The organism is Escherichia coli DSM 30083 = JCM 1649 = ATCC 11775, assembly GCF_003697165.2.
Lineage (GTDB): Bacteria > Pseudomonadota > Gammaproteobacteria > Enterobacterales > Enterobacteriaceae > Escherichia > Escherichia coli.
This window is the reverse complement of record NZ_CP033092.2, coordinates 2703812-2726963: the sequence shown is the minus strand read 5'-3', so window position 1 is coordinate 2726963 and position 23152 is coordinate 2703812. Positions and strand designations below refer to the sequence as shown.

Below are 23152 nucleotides of genomic sequence, written 5' to 3'. Positions count from 1 at the left end.
ACTGTTTTAAAGACCTGCCGGGATTTCGTTATTATCCTGGTGAATAACTTTATCGACCGGGTAACAGTTACCGGGAATTTTCTGTTCGGTTGCTGCAGTCACACACTCCTGCATTGTCCTGTGAACACTGACTGCAGTATCAACTGGCTCTCCGGAAACAAGAAAAACTGTCAGAACAAGTGCAAATGCTGTATTCATTGCCAGCATCCTTTTTGTATCGGACGTAAACGGGCCAACATTGAAAGAATGCATATTTTATTTAATAGCTCCCGTTCGTGTTTTCTCTTGTTAATGGCATCTTCAGTAAATACAGGGTTACTGATAGTGACACCAATTTCAAAACAACCTTCAGACGTATTAACGTTTGGTAATAACGTTTCCATTATCGCGTCCTCAACAATGAATTTTGTGATGCGGTGCCTGGTGCTTCCAGGTGACGTTAACCAGTTAACAATTAACGCCGGATACAGAGAATCCACCCATAACACTGTTTTTGGTTTTAACTGTTCCGCGTGCGCTTAGCCGCATTCACCGCATCACAAAATTCACTTTAAAAAGGGCGGCAGAGCAGTCACGGAGTAAAACTGATACCGCCAAACGTCACCAGAAAATTGATAACAGAGGGCGTTGCAGCGGGGTTGTCACTTAAGCGTATGGTCAACCTGACAACCCGGTGTCCTCAACGGTGGAAGGAATAACCCCGCCATACTTACCGCCGCGCCATTTCGCGGATTGCCACAACCGGAAGCGCACGGTCGACGAAAATTTAACGACAGGCTATCTATGAACCAGCTACCTCGCCGTGCGCTTTCGCGTTATGGTCTGACTTTTCAGGGAAATATCCTTTCAGTAAACTGTCAGTGCCGGATGCTCACCCGTGTCCGGCGCACGCACTCCACCTCACCCGTGGAGAACTCCTTAATTACCAACCTTAGCTTCGTTGGTTAGCTATTCACGCGGGTATGTAATCATTCTGGCAATGCTTAATGCCGCTGCTTTTTCCAGATTGGTGATATCCTGCTCCAGAGCGGACAGATTTTCAGCCTGCTTAGCCCTGGCTTCATTGGCCCATTTCAAATCCTGCGCTGCATTAATTTTCTGGCGCATCCACTCATAAAGTTCATCATTGGTATAGTCTGGCGCGATGATGACGGGTTCTCGTTTCTGCATACTGATTCCTCGCGGTGCTGCTTCGCTTATCAGCCGTTAGATTTTGCCGAGCTGGAAAGCGCCTGTTTAAACTCACTGAAGCTGAGAGCTTCTTCGCCTTCGGCAAGGCCTTCGAAGTATTCTTCGTAAGCCTTTTCCATGATTGTGTCGAAATCCATATCACTCACCTGAGTTTCTTTCCAGCCAGCGACGGGCACCATTTTCGGTTTTAAACGTTTTGCTTTTGGTATACGTCATCGCGGTGAACGTACCGTCCTGGTTGGGGAACACGCCACATACCAGAGATTCGCTGTTGCCAAGATCGATAGTATCCATGCTGACCTCATTTCCCCTTAACGCCGGGGTAGCGGAACAAAAACCTGCTGCATAGTTATTAAAGTTGAACCCTGCCGTCATGTTCTTACGCCTCGGGCTGGCTACTTAACCCCTGACCACTGCCTGGTAACTAGAAGTATTGCCCTGCATTCTGTGGGGTGGGGAGAGGGAATGAATTAAGTTTAGAAAAATGAACTTTTCAGGTCAATGTTTTTTTATCAAAACATTTTAAGCAGGCAGCTGTTAAGCCATCACCACGATGGCATACAGTTAATCAAATAGATGAGGTCGGTTAAATATTTTGTTGAATTTTAAAGCATACGCCCAATATGCAAGATAGATCATCCAGCATAATTGAAGGGTAGCGAGGATTCGTGGGGACTAAAAGAATATCCGGCCCTTCTATCTCCAGTTTACGAATGACAGGTGTTGTGGTCCCTTTGGGTAAGGCAAGGACAATATTTCCTGGTTGTACGGTTCGATCGGGATCAACAAAAACTGTTGAACCATTTGGGATGGAAACTCCCCCACCAGATGTTGACATACTGTCACTCTCTAGAACAACTGCAAAGGTATTGGCCGGGATTTCTCCGACAAGCTGCACACAAGAGGTTATTGAGGAATTTTTCATATAATCACTCCAGCTTGCTGCCTGCTGAAGTGATAGTAGCGGAACCGTTTTTATCGGCGGTAAAGATAGATCAAGCGAATCACCTGTATTTAACTCTCCTCCATTAAGAAGCCAATTTTCGTTTACTTTCAATATTTTTGCCAGTGAACTTATGTAACGCGAGGACGGCGCTCCTCCACCGTTCATCCATTGACTTACGGAGCCTTTTGATGCGCCAGTGGCATTGACAAGGTCTTTGCCTTTCAGGTTTAGCGCATGCATACGTTGGGTTATGCGTTCAGATATTGTTTGCTTGTTCATGTTTTGATTTTAAAACACAGATGGTTTTGTTTCTTGACTTTCTTTGGTTTTGATTATTAAACTTTTGGCGTTCAGTTTTATGGAGCGACTCATGAAAAAATCAGAAGTATTAGGCTATTTTGGCGGAGTTGTTAAAACAGCCGCAGCTCTAGGAACGTCAAAAACCACAGTCAGCATGTGGGGGGAAGAGGTTCCGTGGAAATGGGCGTTGCTAATTCAGGCAGTCACTGCCGGGGCGCTCAAATATGAGTTACACATACCGACGGTTGTCATTCCCGGTTCTGATCATAATCCGCCTTCTAACCAAGGGGGGATTCATGAAAATCAAGCATGAACACATCCGCATGGCGATGAATGCCTGGGCGCGTCCTGATGGCGAAAAAGTTCCGGCAGCTGGAATAACCCAGGCTTATTTTGAGTTGGGTATGACGTTTCCTGAACTGTACGACGACAGCCATCCGGAAGCCCTGGCTCGCAATACCCAGAAAATTTTCCGCTGGATAGAGAAAGACACCCCTGATGCAGTTGAAAAAATTCAGGCGTTGTTACCAGCGATCGAAAAGGCAATGCCACCTTTGCTGGTGGCCAGAATGCGCAGCCACAGTTCAGCTTATTTTCGGGAGCTGGTGGAGACGCGGGAGCGACTGGTGAGAGACGCTGATGATTTTGTCGCAGTGGCAATCGCCGGTTTCAATCAGATGAACCGTGGTGGCCCGGCAGGAAATGCTGTGGCAGTACATTGACTGACAATAGCCATATCGAATCGCTTCCGGCAACTCGTGAGTAAAAAGATTCGGTATCAGAAGAGGTGAGTATGGCTAACGCCTGGCTCAGATTATGGCATGACATGCCAAATGACCCTAAGTGGCGAACAATTGCCAGGGTGTCAGGGCAGCCAATTGCAACAGTGATGGCAGTGTATATCCACCTCCTGGTGAGCGCGTCACGAAATGTCACGCGAGGTCACATTGATGTCACGACAGAAGATTTGGCAAGTGCGCTCGACGTGACAGAAGAGGTAATTGATTCAATTTTGCAGACGATGCAGGGGCGGGTACTTGATGGTGATTTAATCACTGGATGGGAAAAACGCCAGGTGCTTAAAGAGGACAACGGCAATATTTCGCAAACCGCAAAATCTCCTGCAGAGCGCAAGAGGGCGCAGCGAGAGAGGGAAAGAAAGCGGGAACAAAATGGCGATTGTCACGGCGCGTCACGAAATGTCACGCACATGTCACGACGAGTCACGACAGATAAAGATACAGATAAAGATACAGATCAAGAAGATCAAAACACTATGGTCCATGGCGTAAAAAACGCCACGAACCAGGCAGGGGATGTTCAGACCGTCAATCTTGGTCAGCCAGCAGGCACGACACCGGAAGCCGATTCAGCGTATGCGCTGAAAGCCGATTCGGGCGCTGTGCAGCAGGTGATGACCGCAAGGCCGGAGCAATCACACCAACTGCAGCAGCCCGAAGCCGATTCCGCCATTCAGCGGGAAGCCGATCGGGTAGTCCCGGAAAACACCGGGCAGTCTGTGGGACGAGTGGATTATCCGGATGTGTTCGAACAGGTCTGGCGGGAGTACCCGTTGCGTGCTGGGGCAAACCCGAAGAAATCCGCTTTCAGTGCCTGGAAGGCCAGATTACGCGAGGGGGTGCCACCAGAGGCCATGCTGGATGGCGTGAGGCGTTACGCAAGATACTTGGCGGCTACCGGGAAAACGGGAACGGAATTTGTTCAGCGAGCGACGACGTTTTTTGGACCGGACCGGAATTTTGAGAACCCCTGGTTGCTCCCGGTAAGCGGCACGAACAACCAGCGTTGTGTGAATCATATTTCTGAACCGGATAACGAAATTCCGCCGGGCTTCAGGGGGTAAGTGTTAATTTCTGGTCATGAGGTAATTTTCAGGAGGGCTTGTGGCAAAAGTTTTTACACAAGAAGAGCGGGAAAAAATTAAAGGACAGGTTGTTGAACTCGTACGCCAGAGTGGGCGTGAGACGTTACGGCAACTGGAAGTCAAGACAGGTGCGACAAGATATCTGATGAGCGTTCTCGCAAGAGAGCTGGTTGCCAGCGGCGATGTATGCAACTCTGGTTACGGGTTATTCCCGTCTGAACAGGCGCGTAAGGACTGGCAAAATGCCAGTAAAAAGCTCTCAAGGGCAAAGCTGAAGAAACCATCTGCGGTTGATCCGGACCTTATCTGGTCATTACCTGACGGAGAAATACGTCGCTACGACAGGCGTCAGAACATAATCTGTCGCGAGTGCCGGAAGAGTGAAGTTATGCAGCGCATATTGTCGTTTTATCAGGGTGATGTTCGGTATTTATTGAAGTGACGAGATTAAAGTGCATTAGTTCAGATGCAAATTGACATTTTGTGGCACAGGGTAGAGCTAGCGTGGTTGTCCGCTTTGTGCCAATAGCGGACATTGCTGGCTCATGGTATGTTAGTTTAAGGAGGCAGGTTATGCCCTGTATTTCGCTGTGGTATAATAGTTGCGCAATTGATACAAGGGAGCGTTACATCGTGAAAATTGTTTTCGAGGTTAATGGAAAGAAAGTTCCACTAAAATCTTTAAAATACATAAGCAAAAAAGATCAACTCGAAGTAATGAAAAACTGGTTCTTTGAAAACTTTGAAGATCCGGCAAATGCTTGTCCGTATGAAAGTAGAGAAGGTGGCTATGCTTACATATATGGCGGGCCGTATGATGCGAGCGAAGAACTACAATCCATCTTCGGTCAATATGTTAAATCTGAGTATATTGAGGAATTAGTAGATGAATTACAAACACAATGTTTTGACTGGTCTGGAAACTCAAATAATATAGATGATTGGTACGATGATGATATCTACGACGCTGTAACGTCTTCCGGTAATCCGTATTTAAAATTCATTGATAATATCGATAAAATAAAAAAACTTGCAAAAGATAAAACTGAACAACAGCAAAAAAACCACTTGCTTAGTTTGCTCTACACGAATGTTATTACAGCTTTGGAAACGCTTTATGTTGAGCTATTCATTAATTCTATAGAGAAAGATGATGTCTACATAGCCAATTGTATAGAAAAAGGTAAGACTGAATTTAAAGTAAGCAAAGATATTGCTGCGTTGCCTTTCAAGGGTGAACCCATCGAGAAAATTAGGGGAGAGCTAATCAGGTCAATCAAGGAACACTTGATCAGTGCAAGCTGGCATAGCACTAAAAAGGTAATCGACCGCTATGAAGCTACATTCGATATAAAAGTACAAAAAGACTGTCCGATAGAAGCTATTGAATTGGCAACCCTCAATCGAAATCACTTAGTGCATCGTGGTGGAAAGGATAAAGAAGGGAACCTCGTAGTGATTACAGACCAGGATCTTGAAACGCTGATTGAAAATGCATCGAACCTGGCAATTATGCTCTACAACAGTTTAAATGTAGCAACGAATAAAACCACCATTTTGCAACCAGATGACAAACCGTTCATTCATGAATTTTAATAGCGCAGGTCATACATGGATATTCGCACACGAAAGACAAAATTTTTAGAGTCGTTAGATTCAACTGAAGTGATACGCAAAGCAGTAAGTCTCGCTATAGATTGCATTATTGATAATCATAATAGTAATGAAGATACCCCCTTAGTTATTACCAGCTATGATGATCTCTGTAGAATCCAGGTGCTAAATTATGTACAGGAGTTTTGCGAAGCTGCATTCCCTGATATGGATGAATATTACTTTAGTCCTAACATACTTCGCATCAACGGCAAGACTAGTGAAGAAGCTTGTATTAACTTAATTAAACTCTTAAGAAGTACAAAAGGCATGCTATTCTGGTCCGATGCCCCATCGTGGTTCGCTAGCCTCCCCGACGGATTATTCCATGTTGTTAACATTGATCAAAAAATCGTTACTCGCGGCCTTAATAAGAAAAACTCTAAGCCGACAATAATCAATAAAGATTACAGTGTAGATACACTACTATCAGAGCTATTTTTGAATGGCGCACACATGGAGCAACCCAACGTACACAACGTTTCTGAGGGAAACATGAAGTTCTATGATGAATGCCATGCTGGATTAATCAGACCAATACCCGCTCCAATAGGCGCGTCATACGATGAAGAGATCACAATTAATTCTCCAGATTGGCAAAAGCTCGCGTGTGTAGCTTTACGCCGCTATCAGTCGAAGGAATGTCATGACGGAATGCAATGGGATACAACCGATCATGGTTGGACTGATGTAATCGCGTATCCATTCGTCGAAGAAATACAATCAATGGATAATAGTGGTTATCGACAATGTTTAGTTGGGCTGGTCACAATAAACAATTCAAATGCAAATTCTCCGTACCTATCTACCGTTTGGATACATCCATTTTATCGCAGGAGAGGGTTATTAAGTAAGTTATGGCCAAAATTACAAGAGTTATATGGAAGTAACTTCGAAATTGAGCGACCTAATGAAAATATGAAAGCATTTCTGAAAAGTGCGAAACACGCAGATTACTAATTTATGAATCAGTCTGTGGAGTTAGGGTTGGTGTCAACAAGTAGGGTAAGAGCCTCAACGTGATGCTATGCCGACCTGCTCCCTGAGAATTCACACAGAAGGCTGCTAGCAATGTCTGCAGATCGCTCAAAGCGGACTAGAAGGTTAGCTTGCGTCGGACTTGGCGTATTTAAAGAAGTGCTGGTGGTGACTGGTTGTTGTGTTCCATTTCTACAGAACAAAATCACAGAAACTATACCCAATAGTTATATTGAATCAATGATGAGACAGCCTCATATTTATCAGAACTGGTGTACGTCCAATACAGGAGGTTGTCGTGCTGGTTCTCAAATGTGCGCTAGCTATTGCGGCTGTAATGGCAATTTATTGTCTTGCTGTTGTTCTTATGGATCGCCTTTCTGATTGATTTTATATTGGCGAGGTGACGGGAGTTAAGTAGAATTGCTGCGGGTGCTTGAGGCTATCTGCCTCAGGCATGAACACCAAAGGCAGATAGAGAAAAGCCCCAGTTAATATTACGCGTCCTGCAAGACGCTTAACATTAATCTGAGGCTCAATCTATGAACGGCAAATCTAGGTTAGCCTCTTACGTGCCGAAAGGCAAGGAGAAGCAGGCTATGAAGCAGCAAAAGGCGATGTTAATCGCCCTGATCGTCATCTGTTTAACCGTCATAGTGACGGCACTGGTAACGAGGAAAGACCTCTGCGAGGTACGAATCCGAACCGGCCAGACGGAGGTCGCTGTCTTCACAGTTTACGAACCTGAGGAGTAAGAGACCCGGCGAGGGAGAAATCCCTCGCCACCTCTGATGTGTCAGGCATCCTCAACGCACCCGCACGTAACCCGCTTCGGCGGGTTTTGTTTTTTCCTGGCATTCTGGTTTACAATTCGCACGCCAGCCTGAACAACTGGCACCTGCTGCGCCAGCAGAGACAACCGATGGCGCACGATACCAAATTACACAATTCTGATGATTCTGCCGTCTTTGCCAGCAGGCACGGGCGGCGTTCCCGCACTTTCAAATCTGACTGGTTCCAGCATCCCCCATGCACTGAAGAACAGGCCGAGTGGCTAATTCAGTGCTACCGCAGACACGGATACGAGATTAAGAAAGCCCTCAGCCTCGATTATCGTCACTGGATAATCTCCGTCAGGCTTCCTTACTCCGAACGATCACCGCGTCCGTCCCGCACATTCCAGCAACGCATCTGGAGGTAACGTGCGAGTATTACTTCGACCTGTTCTGGTACCGGAACTCGGGCTGGTGATCGTTAAGCCGGGCCGTGAATCCATGCCGGTATTCCACAATACCCGGGTACTGGTGGAGCCGGAACCGAAAAGCATGCGTAATCTGCCGTCCGGGGTTGTTCCTGCCGTTCGCCAGCCGCTAGTGGAAGACAAAACATTGCTGCCGTTTTTCAGTAACGCACGGGTGATTCGTGCTGCTGGTGGTGCTGGTGCATTGTCTGACTGGCTGTTGCGCCATATTAAATCCTGCCAGTGGCCACACGGCGATTATCATCACAGCGAAACCGTCATTCACCGTTATGGTACCGGCGCAATGGTGTTGTGCTGGCACTGCGACAACCAGCTGCGTGACCAGACATCCGAATCACTCGAGCAACTTGCTCATCAAAACCTGTCAGCATGGATGATTGACGTCATACTCCATGCAATGAATGGCTCGCAGGAACGGGAATTATCGCTGGCTGAATTATCCTGGTGGGCGGTCCGCAATCAGGTGGCGGACGCGCTACCGGAAGCGGTATTACGTCGTTCGCTGGGGTTGCGTGCGGAAAAAATCCGCTCAATGTACCGTGAAAGCGACATCGTACCGGGAGAGCAGACCGCCACCAGCATACTGAAGCAGCGCACAAAAAATCTTGCGCCGCTGCCTCACGCCCACCAGCAAAACCCGCCACAGGAAGAGACGGTGGTCAGCATTGCCGTTGATCCTGAGTCTCCGGAATCTTTCATGAAACGACCTAAACGTCGCCGCTGGGTTAACGAGAAATACACACGCTGGGTGAAGACACAGCCGTGTGCGTGTTGTGGTAAGCCAGCCGACGATCCCCATCACCTGATTGGTCATGGTCAGGGCGGAATGGGGACAAAATCTCACGATATTTTCACGCTACCGCTGTGTCGGGAGCATCACAACGAGCTTCATGCGGATCCTCTGGCGTTCGAAGAAAAGCATGGTTCTCAGGTTGATTTAATTTTTCGTTTTCTTGATCACGCCTTTGCAACTGGCGTGCTTGGGTAAAAGAGGTGACTGATGCTCATAGATTTGGTTTTACCTTACCCGCCGACGGTGAACACTTACTGGCGACGCCGTGGCAGCACATATTTTATCTCGGAGGAGGGAAAGCGTTATCGCCGGGCTGTGGCGCTTATTGTTCGCCAGCAGCGGCTGAAATTAAGCCTGTCCGGAAGGCTGGCGATAAAGGTGATTGCAGAGCCACCGGATAAGCGTCGTCGCGACCTGGACAATATCCTGAAAGCACCGCTGGATGCGCTGACGCATGCGGGAGTGTTAATGGACGATGAGCAGTTTGATGAAATCAATATCGTTCGTGGTCAGCCAGTATCTGGTGGACGTATGGGGGTGAAGATTTACCCCATAATGCATGAAGAGCAGGTCAAAAAATGAAACTGGAAGATTTACCGAAATACTACTCCCCAAAATCCCCTGGCCTGACCGATGCATCGGCCTCAACGTCAAAAGATGCGCTGAGTATCACTGATGTGATGGCCGCGCAGGGCATGACACAGAATCGGGCTGAGATGGGGTTTTCTGCGTTCCTGGGGAAAATGGGCATCAGTATGAATGACAGGGCGCGGGCAACAGAATTACTGGCAGATTATGCACTCAGTCGGTGCGATCGTGTGGCGGCGTTGAGAAAACTTCCGGCAGAAATAAAACCGGTAGTGATGCGCATTATGGCTTCGTATGCGTTTGAAGATTATGCCCGTAGCGCGGCGAGCAAAAAACAGTGCCCTTGCTGTCACGGAAAAAAATTTATTGAAAGCGAGGTTTTTACAAACAAGATCCAGTATCCGGATGGTAAGCCACCAGTGTGGGCAAAGTGCACAAAAGGCGTGTATCCGTCTTACTGGGAAGAATGGAAAAAAGTCAGGGAGGTGGTAAAAGTTGCCTGTCCGGAGTGTGGCGGAAAGGGTGAGGTTTCCACCGCCTGTAAGGATTGCCGTGGGCGTGGTGTCGCCATTCATCGTGAAGAGTCGGTAAAACGTGGTATGCCTGTTATCAGAGATTGCCAGCGTTGTGGTGGTCGTGGCTGTGAAAGGCTGCCATCAACGGAGGCATTTAATGCCATATGCAAAGTGACGAGTGCTATCACGCTTGATACGTGGAAAAAATCAGTGAAACGCTTTTACGATACGTTGGTGGTTCGGTTTGACATTGAAGAGGCATGGGCGGAGCGGCAGTTAAAGAGGGTAACGCGATAGTGTTGTTGATTTTTCCCGAATCTGTGGTAAATTTGCTCTAACGATGGGCGTTTTATGCCTGACGTTAGAAGATTTTTTACACCCCGCCGCCTGGCGGGTTTTTTATGACTGAAATCGCGTCAGTACAGTAAACGCGCTGGTGGCGGTGAATACCTGTCTTTCAGCTTGCTGGCTTTTTCGACAAGAGTTATTGGTGTGTCACGTTAACCGGAAAAGGAAAAGACATGCTAAAACAGCAGGATATGACAGAAACCGCCAGAGTGGTGTTTAATGAATTAAGCGTTACCGACCCGGCGACAGTCGGGGAGATAGCGCAGAATACTTACCTTTCACGCGAACGCTGCCAGTTAATACTGACTCAGCTGGTTATGGCGGGTCTGGCAGACTATCAGTTCGGTTGTTACAGACGCCTTCCGCAGTGAAGGCTTTTTTATTTGTGGTAAATGGGCGGCTGGTGGGTGTTAGGGGCACCCACCAGCCATCTGCTCATGCGTCCGGATCACAAGCAAACCTCAGGCCCACTGCTTTGCGCAAAAGCAGAATGAGCCTATCAGAGACAGGCTTAATGATCCATGCTTAATACTGTAAAAATATCCAGTTGTGAGTTAATCAACGCCGACTGCCTGGAATTTATCCGGTCGTTACCCGAAAATTCTGTTGACCTGATAGTCACGGACCCGCCGTACTTTAAAGTGAAGCCTGAGGGCTGGGATAACCAGTGGAAGGGCGACGATGATTACCTGAAGTGGCTGGACCAGTGTCTGGCGCAGTTCTGGCGGGTGCTGAAACCTGCCGGAAGTCTTTACCTGTTCTGTGGTCATCGCCTGGCATCTGATATCGAAATCATGATGCGTGAACGCTTCAGTGTGCTGAACCATATTATCTGGGCGAAGCCGTCCGGACGCTGGAACGGATGCAACAAGGAAAGCCTGCGGGCGTATTTCCCCGCCACAGAGCGCATTCTGTTCGCGGAACATTATCAGGGGCCGTATCGTCCGAAAGATGCCGGGTATGCGGCGAAGGGCAGTGCACTGAAACAGCATGTGATGGCCCCGCTGATTTCTTACTTTCGTGATGCGCGCGCGGCCCTGGGGATAACGGCAAAACAGATTGCAGATGCCACAGGAAAGAAAAACATGGTGTCGCACTGGTTCAGTGCCAGTCAGTGGCAGCTACCGAATGAAAGCGATTATCTGAAATTACAGGCGCTGTTTGCCCGGGTGGCAGAAGAGAAGCATCGGCGTGGTGAACTGGAAAAGCTCCACCACCAGCTGGTGGATACGTATACCTCACTGAACCGGCAGTATGCGGAGCTGCTGAGTGAATATAAACATCTGCGGCGGTATTTTGGCGTGACGGTGCAGGTGCCGTATACCGATGTGTGGACGCATAAACCGGTGCAGTTCTATCCCGGGAAACATCCGTGCGAAAAACCGGCAGAAATGCTGCAGCAGATAATCAGCGCAAGTAGCCGTCCTGGTGATCTGGTTGCGGATTTTTTCATGGGGTCGGGTTCAACGGTAAAAGCGGCGATGGCACTGGGGCGTCGTGCGATTGGTGTTGAGCTGGAGACCGGACGTTTTGAGCAGACAGTCAGGGAAGTTCAGGATTTAATCGTTTGAAACGGATGAGATTGCAGAATTAATTACGCACCATTATTATTCTGCTCCCGGCCCTTTAGCTCAGTGGTGAGAGCGAGCGACTCATAATCGCCAGGTCGCTGGTTCAAATCCAGCAAGGGCCACCATCACATACCGCCATTAGCTCATCAGGAAAGAGCGCCAGCCTTCGAAGCTGGTTGCGCGGAGTTCGGGTCCCCGAAGGCGGTCCATTATCTGTATCCTGCGTTGTTAGCTCAGCCGGACAGAGCAATTGCCTTCTAAGCAATCGGTCACTGGTTCGAATCCAGTACAACGCGCCACACTTATTTTCCCTGGCTCGCTTTTGCGGGCTTTTTTTTAAATGTCTCACAATTCAGGCGGTTGACTGTTGTCTGGTTTGCGGGGAGTTTGTTAAAAGAAACTGGCATGGTGAATCCCCCTGTGCGGAGGGGCAATCAGCGAGTAGGTATATGGGATAATCGCGGATTCAGGTGCTGGTACTGAATTCACCGGGAGGCACCCGGCACCATGCAATGGCACATAGCGCCACTCTCCAGCCCCTCTCCGGAGGGGCTTTTCTGTGCCGGATACATCACAGTTTCTGGAACCTTAGGTACTACAGTATCAGTCAGGGTGCTATATTTTCAGATGTGATGAAAGCCTGTCAGCAGGCAGGGCGTATCGGAAATGACCCAGTAGAGAAAACGTTGACTCAGATACCGGTGCTGAGTTACCGGGAAACCGGCATCACATGACCGCTATCCTTCCAGGCCCATCCGCTCCGGTGGGCCTTTTTACTGCAGAAAACAGGTTCCCCGTTAAATGCTATGTTGCTCACAATTCAGTAAGTTGACAGTTGCCTGTCAGACTGGGCATTTGTTAAAAAAATTTCGCATGGTGAATCCCCCTGAGCGGAGGGGCGACTGGTGACGGTATAATCTCTGATTATCAAAACGAGAATGACGCGGGTTTAGTGGCACCGGGCTGAACTCACCGGGAGGCACCCGGCACCATGTGCATGATGATACAGATACGCGGCTTTAGCCCCTCTCCGGAGGGGTTTTCTTGTGGGCAAAAAAAGCCCGCGCTGGGAGACGCGGGCGGCAAGGAATAAACAATAAAACGTGAAGTAATATTTCAGCTGGCGAATAATACCCCATAGTAATCACTCTGCGCAACTGCGCGGTCTTTTTCGAATTGCGGGCTGTCGTCTCTCTTCTGCCATTGTCCTGTAACTTCCGGACTTCAGCCCGCTCCTTATTTTACTCACAATATTATCCCGGCCGGGAGGATTCATGGCATTTAAACACTATGACGTGGTCAGGGCGGTATCGCCGTCAGACCTTGCGAAACGACTGACACAAAAACTGAAGGAGGGCTGGCAGCCGTTTGGTAGTCCGGTGGCCATAACCCCTTATACCCTGATGCAGGCGATTGCAGCAGAAGGTGATGTGGTGGTCAGTGGTGCAACTGAGCCGGATTGGTACTACGTCATCGTACTGGCCCGGCATTCCAGGCCATAAAAGACAGTCTGGCAGTGGGACTAAATGCACTGACGCTGATGGATATTACCAAAAATGTAACGTATGGCGTTGAGATAGAAAGTCTGGCGCTGGAGATAAATGCACCGGCATCATCATAAAAAGTGAGCCAGTCAAATGGAAGGTATCGTTAAACTCACCGGTAGTGTCAGTGGGTCGTCTGAGACGCTTGCATGAGTTATCAGAGCCATCAGTAGTTAACTGGTGGCTTTTTTATTGTTTTCAGCTTCCGGATAACGGGAGACGGGGTATGGACCAGATGGAAAAAATCACAACAGGTGTGTCATACACCACGTCAGCGGTGGGAACGGGCTACTGGTTCCTGCAGTTGCTGGACAGGGTTTCCCCGTCTCAGTGGGCGGCAATAGGCGTGCTGGGGAGTCTGCTGTTTGGGCTGCTGACATATCTGACTAACCTGTATTTCAAAATCAGAGAGGACCGTCGTAAGGCGGCACGGGGAGAGTAATTCAATGACTCAAAACTATGAACTGATTGTGAAAGGGATCCGCAATTTTGAGAATAAAGTTACGGTAACTTTAGCATTACAGGACAAAGAACGCTTTGACGGTGAAATTTTTGACCTGGACATCTCGCTGGACCGTGTTGAAGGTGCTGCGCTGGAGTTTTATGAGGCAGCGGCCAGAAGGAGCATCAGACAGGTCTTCCTGGATGTCGCTGCCGGGTTATGTGAAGGGGATGAGCAGTCGCCGGAAAAGCGCCCCGTAATTTTAGAGGCGCAGAATGTATGGATAACCTACAAAGGAAAGCTACCGGGAAGGATTACTGGTTCCCTGAAGACTCCGCCGAAATGGTAGTTTTGCCAGCATAATTTTCTTCCAGCAATGCCGCCAGCCACTTGAAAGAATTTTGTTGTTCCTGGGACCATTTGGGGTTGCGTGATTCAAAATGAATGGATGCCAGCGTTGGCAGCATTTGCTCCCTGGGAATTGATAAGGCCAGATGTGAAAATGCAACAGTGAGGGCATTTACATCATCCCGAAGCCTGGAAATGCAGTCGAGCAACTCCTGTAGAGAAATGGTGCTATTGTCCATAAATAATCCTCTTGATTGTCTTTACCTTTTCCCCGCCTGATTCAACAGGCCGGGACAGATAAACATATCCAGGGTTCAGAAACCGATAAATCCTGATAAATATCCATGAACGCAAAAATCAAATACGGCCTGTCAGCTGCAGTTCTGGCGCTGATTGGAGCAGGCGCATCAGCTCCTCAGATACTTGACCAGTTTCTGGATGAAAAAGAGGGTAACCACACTACGGCATACCGCGATGGTTCCGGCAACTGGACCATCTGTCGGGGGGGCCACGATGGTGGATGGAAAACCCGTTTTTCCCGGTATGAAACTGTCGAAGGAAAAATGCGACCAGGTCAACGCCATTGAGCGTGATAAGGCGCTGGCATGGGTGGAGAAAAACATCAAAGTGCCATTGAGCGAACCCCAGAAAGCGGGGATCGCGTCATTCTGTCCGTACAACATTGGTCCCGGTAAGTGTTTCCCGTCGACGTTTTATAAACGAATTAATGCAGGTGATCGCAGGGGAGCGTGTGAGGCGATTCGCTGGTGGATTAAGGACGGTGGCAGAGACTGCCGTATTCGTTCAAACAACTGCTACGGTCAGGTATCCCGTCGTGACCAGGAGAGCGCGCTGGCGTGCTGGGGTATCGACAGATAAGCAGAATATTTTGCTGAAAAATAAGGCATGGCCACGCGGGCGGATAACATGAAATCCTGCGAAGTGGCGAAACGTAAGTGAATAAAAGTAAAAACCCCGTTTGTTGGCACCAAGCGGGGTTTTGTGTTTCCTGACTCCGGAAAAGTCAAAGGAGAAAGTGTGTTTGATTTTAGCAAACTGATTCGGGAGATTCGAGTGATGGCTGAAAAATTATCCACCTGGAAGTTCATTCTTATCTGGCTGGTGTTTGTGATTATGGCCTCTGGTTATTTCATCGGTCAGATACGCTGGTGGTGAAATGAACCGCGTACTGTGCGTGGTCATCATTGCCCTGCTGGTGGCCTGTGGTGCGCTTAGTCTGGGGCTGAATCATTACCGTGATAACGCCATTACCTACAAAGCCCAGCGCGACAAAAATGTCAGAGAACTGAAGCTGGCGAACGCGGCAATTACTGACATGCAGATGCGTCAGCGTGATGTTGCTGCGCTCGATGCAAAATACACGAAGGAGTTAGCTGATGCGAAAGCTGAAAATGATGCTCTGCGTGATGATGTTGCCGCTGGTCGTCGTCGGTTGCACATCAAAGCAGTCTGTCAGTCAGTGCGTGAAGCCACCACCGCCTCCGGCGTGGATAATGCAGCCTCCCCCCGACTGGCAGACACCGCTGAACGGGATTATTTCACCCTCAGAGCGCGACTGATAATAATGCAAAAACAACTTGAAGGGGCACAGCTATACATTCGAGAGCAATGCCTCAGATAAAAACCGGCCAAGGATAATCCGCTGAAGATTCGCCGGTGGCTAAAGTGTGCCAAGAGTTCAATTTACGCAATTACTCCTGTCGATGCTATGTACCGTCTTTGTGAAGTCAATGGATACCTGATTTATTTCTGTGCGCTGTATCGTCGCTGTACTCTTGCATTAATTATGACTGTAGCCTGACGGGGAACTCCTTCTGCACAAGTGTGGGGGAATAATCAAAAACGATGCACACCGGGGTTACCGGGTACACATATTTCATCATGCCAGCGAGTCCGGTTCTGGCACGGAAGAAACCGGACGTTATGATTTAGTGCGGAAATATTTGTGTAGTGTTCTGAATGTTCTCAGTAAAGAGTAATGAATTATCAAAGGTATAGTAATACCTTTTGTTTTCGTGGATATTTGTAATCCATCTGAAAACCCCTGCTGTAGCAAGATTTTTCCTGTATTCGTAAAATGATAACTCTCCTGATTTGAATCCTTTTAAGGTGGCTTCTATAAGGCATTTATTTTTTGAAAATCTTACATTTACAACCTTACCCTGTCCTTTTATTAAAACCGTATTATCGTTTTCAAGAACAAGATGAATATTCTCTGTGGCTAAATAGTAAATGTAATGTGAGACATTGTGACGTTTTAGTTCAGAATAAAACCAGTGATAGTTTAAATTATTTCGCACTTTATCGAATATTTGTTTAAAAATGGCAATCTGAGCCATTGTAGTACCTTCCATGTGATATGAGGGGGGGTAGTCTGCACGATTATCTAAATTGCTTCAATCTGGTCTGACCTGTTTTCTGAGCAATTCAGTAATGTCACTCTTTTCTTTGTTTGCTTCAGGCGAAACTCTTTTTTCTGAGCACAGTCTCCGGCGGCAGGCTTCAATGACCCAGGCTGAGAAATTCCCGGACCCTTTTTGAACAAGAGCGATGTTAATTTGTTCAATCATTTGGTTAGGAAAGCGGATGTTGCGGGTTGTTGTTCTGCGGGTTCTGTTCTTCGTTGACATGAGGTTGCCCTGTATTCAGTGTCGCTGATTTGTATTGTCTGAAGTTGTTTTTACGTTAGGTTGATGCAGATCAATTAATACGATACCTGCGTCATAATTGATTATTTGACGTGGTTTGATGGCCTCCACGCACGTTGTGATATGTAGATGATAATCATTATCGCTTTACGGGTCCTTTCCGGTGATCCGACAGGTTACGGGGCGGCGACCTCGCGGTTTTTCACTATTTATGAAAATTTTTCAGGGAAAATCGTGTCGGTACTTCTCGAATATAACTTTTTGTTTTTTTTAATATTGCATTCATAAATGTCCGACATGAAAGTGTCCGAAAATGCCTTTTTCTGGCGTTTTCATGTCGGGCCTTGTATTTGATAATGGGTTGTTCTATGAAGGTTAATAAAAAGAGGCTTGCCGAAATTTTTAACGTGGACCCGCGGACGATTGAACGCTGGCAGTCTCAGGGGCTCCCTTGCGTCTCCAAAGGCAGTAAGGGCATTGAATCTGTATTTGATACTGCCATGGCAATTCAGTGGTATGCGCAGAGGGAAACTGATATCGAAAACGAAAAGCTCCGCAAAGAACTGGCCGATTTGCGTGCGGCAGCGGAGTCAGATTTACAACCCGGCACCATTGACTATGAACGCTACCGGCTCACAAAAGCGCAGGCAGATGCGCAGGAACTGAAAAATGCCCGTGAAGACGGAGTGGTGCTGGAAACTGAACTGTTTACCTTCATTCTGCAACGTGTGGCACAGGAGATTTCGGGGATACTTGTGCGTGTGCCGTTGACATTACAGCGTAAATATCCGGACATTTCACCATCACACCTTGATGTGGTGAAAACTGAAATCGCGAAAGCCTCCAATGTTGCAGCTAAGGCCGGTGAAAACGTGGGCGGGTGGATCGATGATTTCAGACGCGCAGAAGGCAGCTAATGCAGCCGGTGCGATAGCTACAGGGCTTTTATCTCTCATTATTCCTGTTCCACTGACGACAGTTCAGTGGGCCAATAAACATTATTACCTTCCTAAAGAGTCGTCTTATACCCCGGGGCGATGGGAAACACTGCCGTTTCAGGTTGGCATCATGAACTGTATGGGCAACGATCTGATTCGCACGGTTAACCTGATTAAATCTGCCCGTGTTGGTTATACAAAGATGTTGCTGGGAGTGGAGGCTTATTTTATTGAGCATAAATCACGCAACAGCCTTCTTTTTCAGCCCACGGACTCAGCTGCTGAAGATTTTATGAAATCTCATGTTGAGCCAACGATAAGGGATGTTCCTGCATTGCTGGAGCTGGCTCCATGGTTCGGAAGAAAACACCGCGATAATACGCTCACCCTGAAGCGTTTTTCCTCCGGTGTGGGGTTCTGGTGTCTGGGTGGTGCGGCAGCAAAAAACTACCGTGAAAAATCCGTGGATGTGGTCTGTTATGACGAGCTTTCCTCGTTCGAACCGGATGTTGAAAAAGAGGGTTCGCCAACCCTGCTGGGGGATAAACGTATTGAGGGCTCTGTATGGCCAAAATCCATTCGCGGCTCGACGCCTAAAATCAAAGGCTCCTGCCAGATCGAAAAAGCCGCTAACGAGTCGGCACACTTCATGCGTTTTTATGTGCCCTGTCCGCACTGTGGGGAGGAGCAGTATCTGAAATTTGGCGATGATGCCTCGCCTTTCGGTCTTAAGTGGGAGAAGAATAAGCCAGAAAGTGTTTTCTACCTTTGTGAGCATCATGGCTGTGTGATCCATCAGTCTGAGCTTGACCAGAGTAACGGGCGGTGGATCTGTGAAAACACGGGCATGTGGACCCGTGACGGCCTGATGTTTTTCAGCGCCCGGGGTGATGAAATTCCGCCGCCGCGCTCCATCACTTTCCATATCTGGACGGCGTACAGTCCGTTCACCACCTGGGTACAGATTGTCTATGACTGGCTGGATGCACTGAAAGATCCCAACGGCCTGAAAACCTTTGTGAACACCACGCTGGGCGAGACCTGGGAAGAGGCTGTGGGCGAAAAACTCGATCACCAGGTGCTGATGGATAAGGTTGTGCGTTACACGGCGGCGGTGCCTGCCCGGGTGGTTTATCTGACGGCGGGCATTGACTCGCAGCGAAACCGTTTTGAGATGTATGTCTGGGGATGGGCTCCGGGAGAGGAAGCCTTTCTGGTGGATAAAATCATCATTATGGGGCGTCCCGATGAGGAAGAGACGCTGTTACGTGTGGATGTGGCGATCAACAAAAAATACCGCCATGCAGACGGAACCGAAATGACCATTTCCCGTGTCTGCTGGGACATCGGGGGGATCGATGGCGAAATCGTTTATCAGAGGTCAAAAAAACACGGTGTTTTCCGGGTGCTGCCGGTAAAAGGCGCATCTGTCTATGGCAAGCCGGTGATCACCATGCCAAAAACCCGCAATCAGCGGGGCGTGTATCTGTGTGAAGTGGGGACGGACACCGCAAAAGAAATTCTCTATGCCCGTATGAAAGCCGATCCCACGCCTGTGGATGAAGCCACGTCGTATGCTATCCGTTTTCCTGATGATCCGGAGATTTTTTCGCAGACAGAGGCGCAGCAACTGGTCGCGGAAGAGCTTGTGGAGAAGTGGGAAAAAGGAAAGATGCGTCTGCTGTGGGATAACAAAAAGCGGCGTAACGAAGCGCTGGACTGCCTGGTGTATGCCTACGCGGCATTACGTGTGTCCGTGCAACGCTGGCAGCTTGATCTGGCTGTACTGGCAAAATCCCGGGAAGAAGAGACGACCCGGCCAACCCTTAAAGAACTGGCAGCGAAGCTGTCCGGAGGAGTGAATGGTTACAGTCGCTGAACTGCAGGCGCTGCGTCAGGCGCGCCTTGATTTATTAACCGGTAAACGGGTGGTGTCTGTCCAGAAAGATGGTCGCAGAATTGAATATACGGCAGCTTCTCTGGATGAGCTTAACCGGGCGATCAATGATGCGGAGTCGGTACTGGGGACAACCCGCCGTCGCCGTCGTCCGCTGGGAGTGAGGTTATGAAACGAACGCCTGTCCTGATTGATGTGAACGGCGTTCCGCTTCGGGAGAGCCTCAGCTACACCGGTGGCGGTGCAGGATTTGGCGGGCAAATGGCAGAGTGGTTGCCACCCTCGCAGAGTGCCGATGCGGCCCTGCTGCCCGCGTTGCGTCTGGGGAATGCCCGGGCAGATGATCTGGTGCGCAATAACGGAATAGCGGCCAATGCGGTGGCCCTGCATAAGGATCACATTGTCGGGCATATGTTTCTGATTAGCTACCGTCCGAACTGGCGCTGGCTGGGGATGCGGGAGACCGCGGCAAAAAGTTTTGTCGATGAGGTGGAGGCGGCCTGGTCAGAATACGCAGAAGGGATGTTTGGTGAGATCGACGTGGAAGGGAAACGCACGTTTACGGAATTTATCCGTGAAGGTGTGGGCGTTCATGCGTTTAACGGCGAAATCTTTGTGCAGCCGGTCTGGGATACGGAGAGTACGCAACTGTTTCGTACGCGTTTTAAAGCCGTGAGTCCGAAACGGGTGGACACGCCAGGACACGGTATCGGGAACCGTTTTCTGCGGGCCGGTGTGGAGGTTGATCGATATGGCCGTGCCGTTGCGTACCATATCTGTGAGGATGATTTTCCTCGCTCCGGGAGTGGACGATGGGAACGGATCCCGCGTGAACTACCCACCGGGCGTCCGGCCATGCTGCATATTTTCGAGCCGGTGGAGGACGGGCAGACCCGTGGAGCCAATCAGTTTTACAGCGTTATGGAACGGCTGAAGATGCTGGATTCCCTGCAGGCAACACAGCTTCAGTCGGCCATAGTGAAGGCGATGTATGCAGCGACGATTGAAAGTGACCTTGATACCGAAAAGGCCTTTGAATATATCGCCGGTGCGCCGCAGGGGCAGAAGGATAATCCGCTTATTAATATTCTGGATAAGTTCTCCACCTGGTATGACACGAATAGCGTGACGCTGGGCGGTGTCAAAATTCCGCACCTTTTCCCCGGTGATGATCTGAAACTTCAGACCGCGCAGGATTCAGACAATGGATTTTCGGCGCTTGAACAGGCGCTGCTGCGGTATATCGCCGCCGGTCTTGGCGTTTCCTACGAACAGTTGTCCCGTGATTACTCGAAGGTCAGTTACTCAAGTGCCCGCGCATCCGCCAATGAGTCGTGGCGCTATTTTATGGGGCGGCGAAAATTTATTGCGTCCCGGCTGGCCACGCAGATGTTTTCCTGCTGGCTGGAAGAGGCACTTCTTCGGGGGATTATTCGTCCGCCACGGGCACGGTTTGATTTTTATCAGGCGCGATCAGCCTGGTCACGGGCTGAGTGGATTGGAGCCGGAAGAATGGCCATTGACGGGCTCAAGGAGGTTCAGGAATCAGTGATGCGCATTGAGGCCGGACTGAGCACGTATGAGAAAGAGCTGGCGCTGATGGGCGAGGATTATCAGGACATTTTCCGCCAGCAGGTCAGGGAATCTGCAGAGCGGGAAAAAGCCGGACTCTCACGTCCGGTGTGGATAGCGCAGGCGTATCAGCAGCAGATAGCGGAGAGTCGCAGGCCGGAAGAGGAGACAACACCACGTGAGACGTAATCTTTCACACATTATTGCAGCAGCATTCAATGAACCGCTGCTTCTGGAGCCCGCCTATGCGCGGGTTTTCTTTTGCGCGCTGGGGCGCGAGATGGGGGCAGCAAGTCTTTCGGTACCGCAACAGCAGGTACAGCTTGATGCTCCCGGGATGCTGGCTGAAACGGACGAGTACATGGCCGGAGGTAAACGACCGGCCCGTGTTTACCGGGTGGTGAACGGTATTGCTGTACTGCCGGTGACCGGCACGCTGGTGCACCGGCTGGGTGGTATGCGGCCATTTTCCGGAATGACAGGCTATGACGGCATTGTCGCCTGTCTTCAGCAGGCAATGGCGGATAGCCAGGTGCGGGGCGTACTGCTGGACATTGACAGTCCGGGCGGGCAGGCCGCCGGCGCGTTTGACTGCGCTGACATGATTTACCGCCTCCGTCAGCAGAAGCCGGTCTGGGCACTGTGCAATGACACGGCCTGTTCTGCAGCCATGCTGCTGGCGTCGGCCTGCTCCCGACGGCTGGTTACCCAGACATCCCGTATCGGTTCCATTGGCGTGATGATGAGCCATGTCAGCTATGCCGGTCATCTGGCGCAGGCCGGTGTGGATATCACGCTGATTTACTCAGGGGCGCACAAGGTGGATGGCAATCAGTTTGAAGCGTTGCCGGCAGAGGTTCGCCAGGACATGCAGCAGCGGATTGATGCGGCGCGCCGGATGTTTGCCGAAAAAGTGGCGATGTATACCGGTCTGTCTGTTGATGCAGTCACGGGAACAGAGGCCGCTGTTTTTGAAGGTCAGTCCGGCATTGAGGCCGGGCTGGCGGATGAATTAATCAATGCGTCGGATGCCATCAGTGTGATGGCCACGGCGCTGAACAGTAATGTCAGAGGAGGCACTATGCCGCAATTAACTGCAACGGAAGCCGCCGTGCAGGAGAACCAGCGAGTGATGGGGATCCTGACATGCCAGGAAGCGAAAGGACGTGAACAGCTTGCCACGATGCTGGCAGGGCAACAGGGCATGAGCGTTGAACAGGCCCGGGCGATTCTGGCCGCGGCGGCACCGCAGCAGCCGGTGGCATCCGCGCAGAGTGAAGCCGATCGCATTATGGCGTGTGAAGAAGCGAACGGTCGTGAACAACTGGCGGCAACGCTGGCGGCGATGCCGGAGATGACGGTGGAAAAAGCCCGCCCGATCCTGGCGGCTGCACCACTGGCGGATGCCGGGCCCTCGCTTCGTGATCAGATCATGGCCCTGGATGAGGCAAAAGGGGCAGAAGCGCAGGCTGAAAAACTGGCGGCCTGCCCGGGAATGACCGTGGAGAACGCCCGGGCTGTGCTGGCTGCGGGATCAGGTAAGGCCGAACCGGTCTCTGCATCCACAACCGCCCTGTTTGAACATTTCATGGCGAATCATTCACCGGCAGCGGTGCGGGGTGGCGTGTCACAGACGTCAGCAGACGGTGATGCGGACGTGAAAATGCTCATGGCCATGCCATGAAGTCAGTGCTGACCATCAATATGAGGTTT

Annotated in this window: 33 protein-coding genes, 3 tRNA genes and 3 pseudogenes; 29 read left to right on the top strand and 10 right to left on the bottom strand. The window is 49.7% G+C overall.

Annotated elements, in window-relative coordinates:
- Nucleotides 1-6: 6 nt before the first annotated feature.
- Both ydfD and dicB read right to left on the bottom strand, forming a co-directional pair.
- Nucleotides 7-198 (bottom strand): DUF1482 family protein, encoded by a 192-nt coding sequence (ydfD, locus tag EAS44_RS14350; protein ID WP_001090203.1) that lies wholly within the window; start codon nt 196-198, stop codon nt 7-9.
- Nucleotides 195-383 carry a cell division inhibition protein DicB gene (gene dicB / locus EAS44_RS14345; RefSeq protein ID WP_000449192.1) on the bottom strand — a complete coding sequence of 63 codons (189 nt, stop codon included), beginning with the start codon at nt 381-383 and terminating at the stop codon, nt 195-197. The genes ydfD and dicB overlap by 4 nt, the downstream gene beginning before the upstream one ends.
- A gap of 400 nt (nt 384-783) precedes the next feature.
- Between dicB and EAS44_RS14340 the strand changes: the two genes are divergently transcribed.
- On the top strand, nt 784-948 hold the full coding sequence (locus tag EAS44_RS14340; protein WP_001331716.1) for a hypothetical protein: 165 nt from the start codon (nt 784-786) through the stop codon (nt 946-948).
- Here the strand turns inward: EAS44_RS14340 and ydfC are convergent, their stop codons facing one another.
- The 4 genes from ydfC to EAS44_RS14325 form a co-directional block, all read right to left on the bottom strand.
- The gene (gene ydfC, locus EAS44_RS14335; protein WP_001171970.1) at nt 949-1170 is read right to left on the bottom strand and encodes a protein YdfC; all 222 of its coding nucleotides are present in this window, start codon (nt 1168-1170) and stop codon (nt 949-951) included. It lies immediately after the preceding gene.
- Between the two features lie 29 nt (nt 1171-1199).
- The gene (gene ydfB, locus EAS44_RS25700) at nt 1200-1328 is read right to left on the bottom strand and encodes a protein YdfB (RefSeq protein WP_000344964.1); all 129 of its coding nucleotides are present in this window, start codon (nt 1326-1328) and stop codon (nt 1200-1202) included.
- Between the two features lies 1 nt (nt 1329).
- The gene (gene ydfA / locus EAS44_RS14330) at nt 1330-1485 is read right to left on the bottom strand and encodes a DUF1391 family protein (protein WP_000379589.1); all 156 of its coding nucleotides are present in this window, start codon (nt 1483-1485) and stop codon (nt 1330-1332) included.
- A gap of 292 nt (nt 1486-1777) precedes the next feature.
- Nucleotides 1778-2116: a LexA family protein gene (locus EAS44_RS14325; RefSeq protein WP_001362937.1), complete on the bottom strand. Its 339-nt coding sequence runs from the start codon at nt 2114-2116 to the stop codon at nt 1778-1780.
- 391 nt (nt 2117-2507) lie between these two features.
- Between EAS44_RS14325 and EAS44_RS14320 the strand changes: the two genes are divergently transcribed.
- The 16 genes from EAS44_RS14320 (at nt 2508) to EAS44_RS14235 (ending at nt 12328) form a co-directional block, all read left to right on the top strand.
- On the top strand, nt 2508-2750 hold the full coding sequence (locus tag EAS44_RS14320) for a Cro/CI family transcriptional regulator (RefSeq protein WP_000747951.1): 243 nt from the start codon (nt 2508-2510) through the stop codon (nt 2748-2750).
- A complete protein-coding gene (locus EAS44_RS14315; RefSeq protein WP_000693867.1) occupies nt 2734-3159 on the top strand; it encodes a toxin YdaT family protein in 426 nt (141 codons plus the stop codon). Before EAS44_RS14320 ends, EAS44_RS14315 begins: the two co-directional genes overlap by 17 nt.
- Before the next feature lie 71 nt (nt 3160-3230).
- On the top strand, nt 3231-4301 hold the full coding sequence (locus EAS44_RS14310) for a hypothetical protein (protein WP_001262357.1): 1071 nt from the start codon (nt 3231-3233) through the stop codon (nt 4299-4301).
- Between the two features lie 40 nt (nt 4302-4341).
- Nucleotides 4342-4764 (top strand): DUF977 family protein, encoded by a 423-nt coding sequence (locus EAS44_RS14305; protein ID WP_001151217.1) that lies wholly within the window; start codon nt 4342-4344, stop codon nt 4762-4764.
- Nucleotides 4765-4955: 191 nt separating this feature from the next.
- On the top strand, nt 4956-5918 hold the full coding sequence (locus EAS44_RS14300; RefSeq protein ID WP_014639476.1) for a hypothetical protein: 963 nt from the start codon (nt 4956-4958) through the stop codon (nt 5916-5918).
- A gap of 15 nt (nt 5919-5933) precedes the next feature.
- On the top strand, nt 5934-6935 hold the full coding sequence (locus tag EAS44_RS14295; protein WP_000354966.1) for a hypothetical protein: 1002 nt from the start codon (nt 5934-5936) through the stop codon (nt 6933-6935).
- A 617-nt stretch (nt 6936-7552) separates the two neighbouring features.
- On the top strand, nt 7553-7708 hold the full coding sequence (gene hokD / locus EAS44_RS14280; protein ID WP_000813256.1) for a type I toxin-antitoxin system toxin HokD: 156 nt from the start codon (nt 7553-7555) through the stop codon (nt 7706-7708).
- A 167-nt stretch (nt 7709-7875) separates the two neighbouring features.
- Nucleotides 7876-8154 (top strand): hypothetical protein, encoded by a 279-nt coding sequence (locus tag EAS44_RS14275; RefSeq protein WP_011478175.1) that lies wholly within the window; start codon nt 7876-7878, stop codon nt 8152-8154.
- Between the two features lies 1 nt (nt 8155).
- Nucleotides 8156-9202, top strand: a complete 1047-nt coding sequence (locus tag EAS44_RS14270) for a DUF968 domain-containing protein (RefSeq protein ID WP_001265108.1) — start codon at nt 8156-8158, stop codon at nt 9200-9202.
- A gap of 12 nt (nt 9203-9214) precedes the next feature.
- Nucleotides 9215-9589 (top strand): RusA family crossover junction endodeoxyribonuclease, encoded by a 375-nt coding sequence (locus EAS44_RS14265; protein ID WP_000904114.1) that lies wholly within the window; start codon nt 9215-9217, stop codon nt 9587-9589.
- The gene (locus EAS44_RS14260) at nt 9586-10407 is read left to right on the top strand and encodes an antitermination protein (RefSeq protein WP_000762880.1); all 822 of its coding nucleotides are present in this window, start codon (nt 9586-9588) and stop codon (nt 10405-10407) included. The genes EAS44_RS14265 and EAS44_RS14260 overlap by 4 nt, the downstream gene beginning before the upstream one ends.
- Nucleotides 10408-10631: 224 nt before the next feature.
- Nucleotides 10632-10829: a hypothetical protein gene (locus EAS44_RS14255; RefSeq protein ID WP_000917749.1), complete on the top strand. Its 198-nt coding sequence runs from the start codon at nt 10632-10634 to the stop codon at nt 10827-10829.
- Between the two features lie 150 nt (nt 10830-10979).
- On the top strand, nt 10980-12029 hold the full coding sequence (locus EAS44_RS14250; protein WP_000935515.1) for a DNA-methyltransferase: 1050 nt from the start codon (nt 10980-10982) through the stop codon (nt 12027-12029).
- Between the two features lie 49 nt (nt 12030-12078).
- Nucleotides 12079-12154 (top strand) — tRNA-Ile (locus EAS44_RS14245).
- A 7-nt stretch (nt 12155-12161) separates the two neighbouring features.
- Nucleotides 12162-12238, top strand: a tRNA-Arg gene (locus EAS44_RS14240).
- A 13-nt stretch (nt 12239-12251) separates the two neighbouring features.
- Nucleotides 12252-12328, top strand: a tRNA-Arg gene (locus EAS44_RS14235).
- 94 nt (nt 12329-12422) lie between these two features.
- On the opposite strand, the pseudogene EAS44_RS25585 reads toward EAS44_RS14235, so the two are convergent.
- Nucleotides 12423-12548, bottom strand: a pseudogene (locus tag EAS44_RS25585) (hypothetical protein); the annotation flags it as partial.
- Nucleotides 12549-13303: 755 nt separating this feature from the next.
- On the opposite strand from EAS44_RS25585, the pseudogene EAS44_RS14225 reads away from it, so the two are divergent.
- The 4 genes and pseudogenes from EAS44_RS14225 to EAS44_RS14215 all read left to right on the top strand — a co-directional run.
- Nucleotides 13304-13522, top strand: a pseudogene (locus tag EAS44_RS14225) (DUF1737 domain-containing protein); the annotation flags it as partial.
- Nucleotides 13489-13650: a hypothetical protein gene (locus EAS44_RS25150; protein WP_001331708.1), complete on the top strand. Its 162-nt coding sequence runs from the start codon at nt 13489-13491 to the stop codon at nt 13648-13650. The pseudogene EAS44_RS14225 and the gene EAS44_RS25150, both read left to right, overlap by 34 nt.
- 149 nt (nt 13651-13799) lie before the next feature.
- The gene (locus EAS44_RS14220; protein ID WP_000372595.1) at nt 13800-14015 is read left to right on the top strand and encodes a class II holin family protein; all 216 of its coding nucleotides are present in this window, start codon (nt 13800-13802) and stop codon (nt 14013-14015) included.
- Between the two features lie 4 nt (nt 14016-14019).
- A complete protein-coding gene (locus tag EAS44_RS14215) occupies nt 14020-14364 on the top strand; it encodes a YdfR family protein (RefSeq protein WP_000193259.1) in 345 nt (114 codons plus the stop codon).
- On the opposite strand, the gene EAS44_RS14210 is transcribed toward EAS44_RS14215, so the two are convergent.
- Complete coding sequence (locus tag EAS44_RS14210; RefSeq protein ID WP_001351274.1) at nt 14330-14602, bottom strand: hypothetical protein; 273 nt, start codon at nt 14600-14602, stop codon at nt 14330-14332. The two genes, EAS44_RS14215 and EAS44_RS14210, sit on opposite strands and share 35 nt — an antisense overlap.
- Nucleotides 14603-14707: 105 nt before the next feature.
- On the opposite strand from EAS44_RS14210, the pseudogene rrrQ reads away from it, so the two are divergent.
- From rrrQ to EAS44_RS14200, 3 genes and pseudogenes are all read left to right on the top strand, one after another.
- A pseudogene (rrrQ, locus tag EAS44_RS14205) lies at nt 14708-15242 on the top strand (lysozyme).
- Nucleotides 15243-15401: 159 nt separating this feature from the next.
- Nucleotides 15402-15539, top strand: coding sequence for a hypothetical protein (locus EAS44_RS25145; protein ID WP_000459345.1), 138 nt, complete (start codon nt 15402-15404; stop codon nt 15537-15539).
- Nucleotide 15540: 1 nt separating this feature from the next.
- A complete protein-coding gene (locus tag EAS44_RS14200; protein WP_001082537.1) occupies nt 15541-16005 on the top strand; it encodes a lysis protein in 465 nt (154 codons plus the stop codon).
- 307 nt (nt 16006-16312) lie between these two features.
- Here the strand turns inward: EAS44_RS14200 and EAS44_RS14195 are convergent, their stop codons facing one another.
- Complete coding sequence (locus EAS44_RS14195; protein ID WP_000057035.1) at nt 16313-16723, bottom strand: DUF1398 domain-containing protein; 411 nt, start codon at nt 16721-16723, stop codon at nt 16313-16315.
- A 57-nt stretch (nt 16724-16780) separates the two neighbouring features.
- Nucleotides 16781-17014 carry a YlcI/YnfO family protein gene (ynfO, locus tag EAS44_RS14190; RefSeq protein ID WP_001331705.1) on the bottom strand — a complete coding sequence of 78 codons (234 nt, stop codon included), beginning with the start codon at nt 17012-17014 and terminating at the stop codon, nt 16781-16783.
- A gap of 386 nt (nt 17015-17400) precedes the next feature.
- On the opposite strand from ynfO, the gene EAS44_RS14185 reads away from it, so the two are divergent.
- From EAS44_RS14185 to EAS44_RS14165, 5 genes are read left to right on the top strand one after another with little or no spacing between them, the layout of a single operon-like run.
- Nucleotides 17401-17949: a terminase small subunit gene (locus EAS44_RS14185; RefSeq protein ID WP_000867574.1), complete on the top strand. Its 549-nt coding sequence runs from the start codon at nt 17401-17403 to the stop codon at nt 17947-17949.
- Nucleotides 17921-19849 carry a phage terminase large subunit family protein gene (locus EAS44_RS14180; protein ID WP_042210311.1) on the top strand — a complete coding sequence of 643 codons (1929 nt, stop codon included), beginning with the start codon at nt 17921-17923 and terminating at the stop codon, nt 19847-19849. Before EAS44_RS14185 ends, EAS44_RS14180 begins: the two co-directional genes overlap by 29 nt.
- Nucleotides 19833-20039 carry a phage head-tail joining protein gene (locus EAS44_RS14175; RefSeq protein ID WP_000259002.1) on the top strand — a complete coding sequence of 69 codons (207 nt, stop codon included), beginning with the start codon at nt 19833-19835 and terminating at the stop codon, nt 20037-20039. Before EAS44_RS14180 ends, EAS44_RS14175 begins: the two co-directional genes overlap by 17 nt.
- A complete protein-coding gene (locus EAS44_RS14170) occupies nt 20036-21628 on the top strand; it encodes a phage portal protein (protein ID WP_000831818.1) in 1593 nt (530 codons plus the stop codon). Before EAS44_RS14175 ends, EAS44_RS14170 begins: the two co-directional genes overlap by 4 nt.
- Nucleotides 21618-23123: a S49 family peptidase gene (locus EAS44_RS14165; RefSeq protein WP_126160269.1), complete on the top strand. Its 1506-nt coding sequence runs from the start codon at nt 21618-21620 to the stop codon at nt 23121-23123. The genes EAS44_RS14170 and EAS44_RS14165 overlap by 11 nt, the downstream gene beginning before the upstream one ends.
- The last annotated feature ends 29 nt before the right edge of the window (nt 23124-23152 follow it).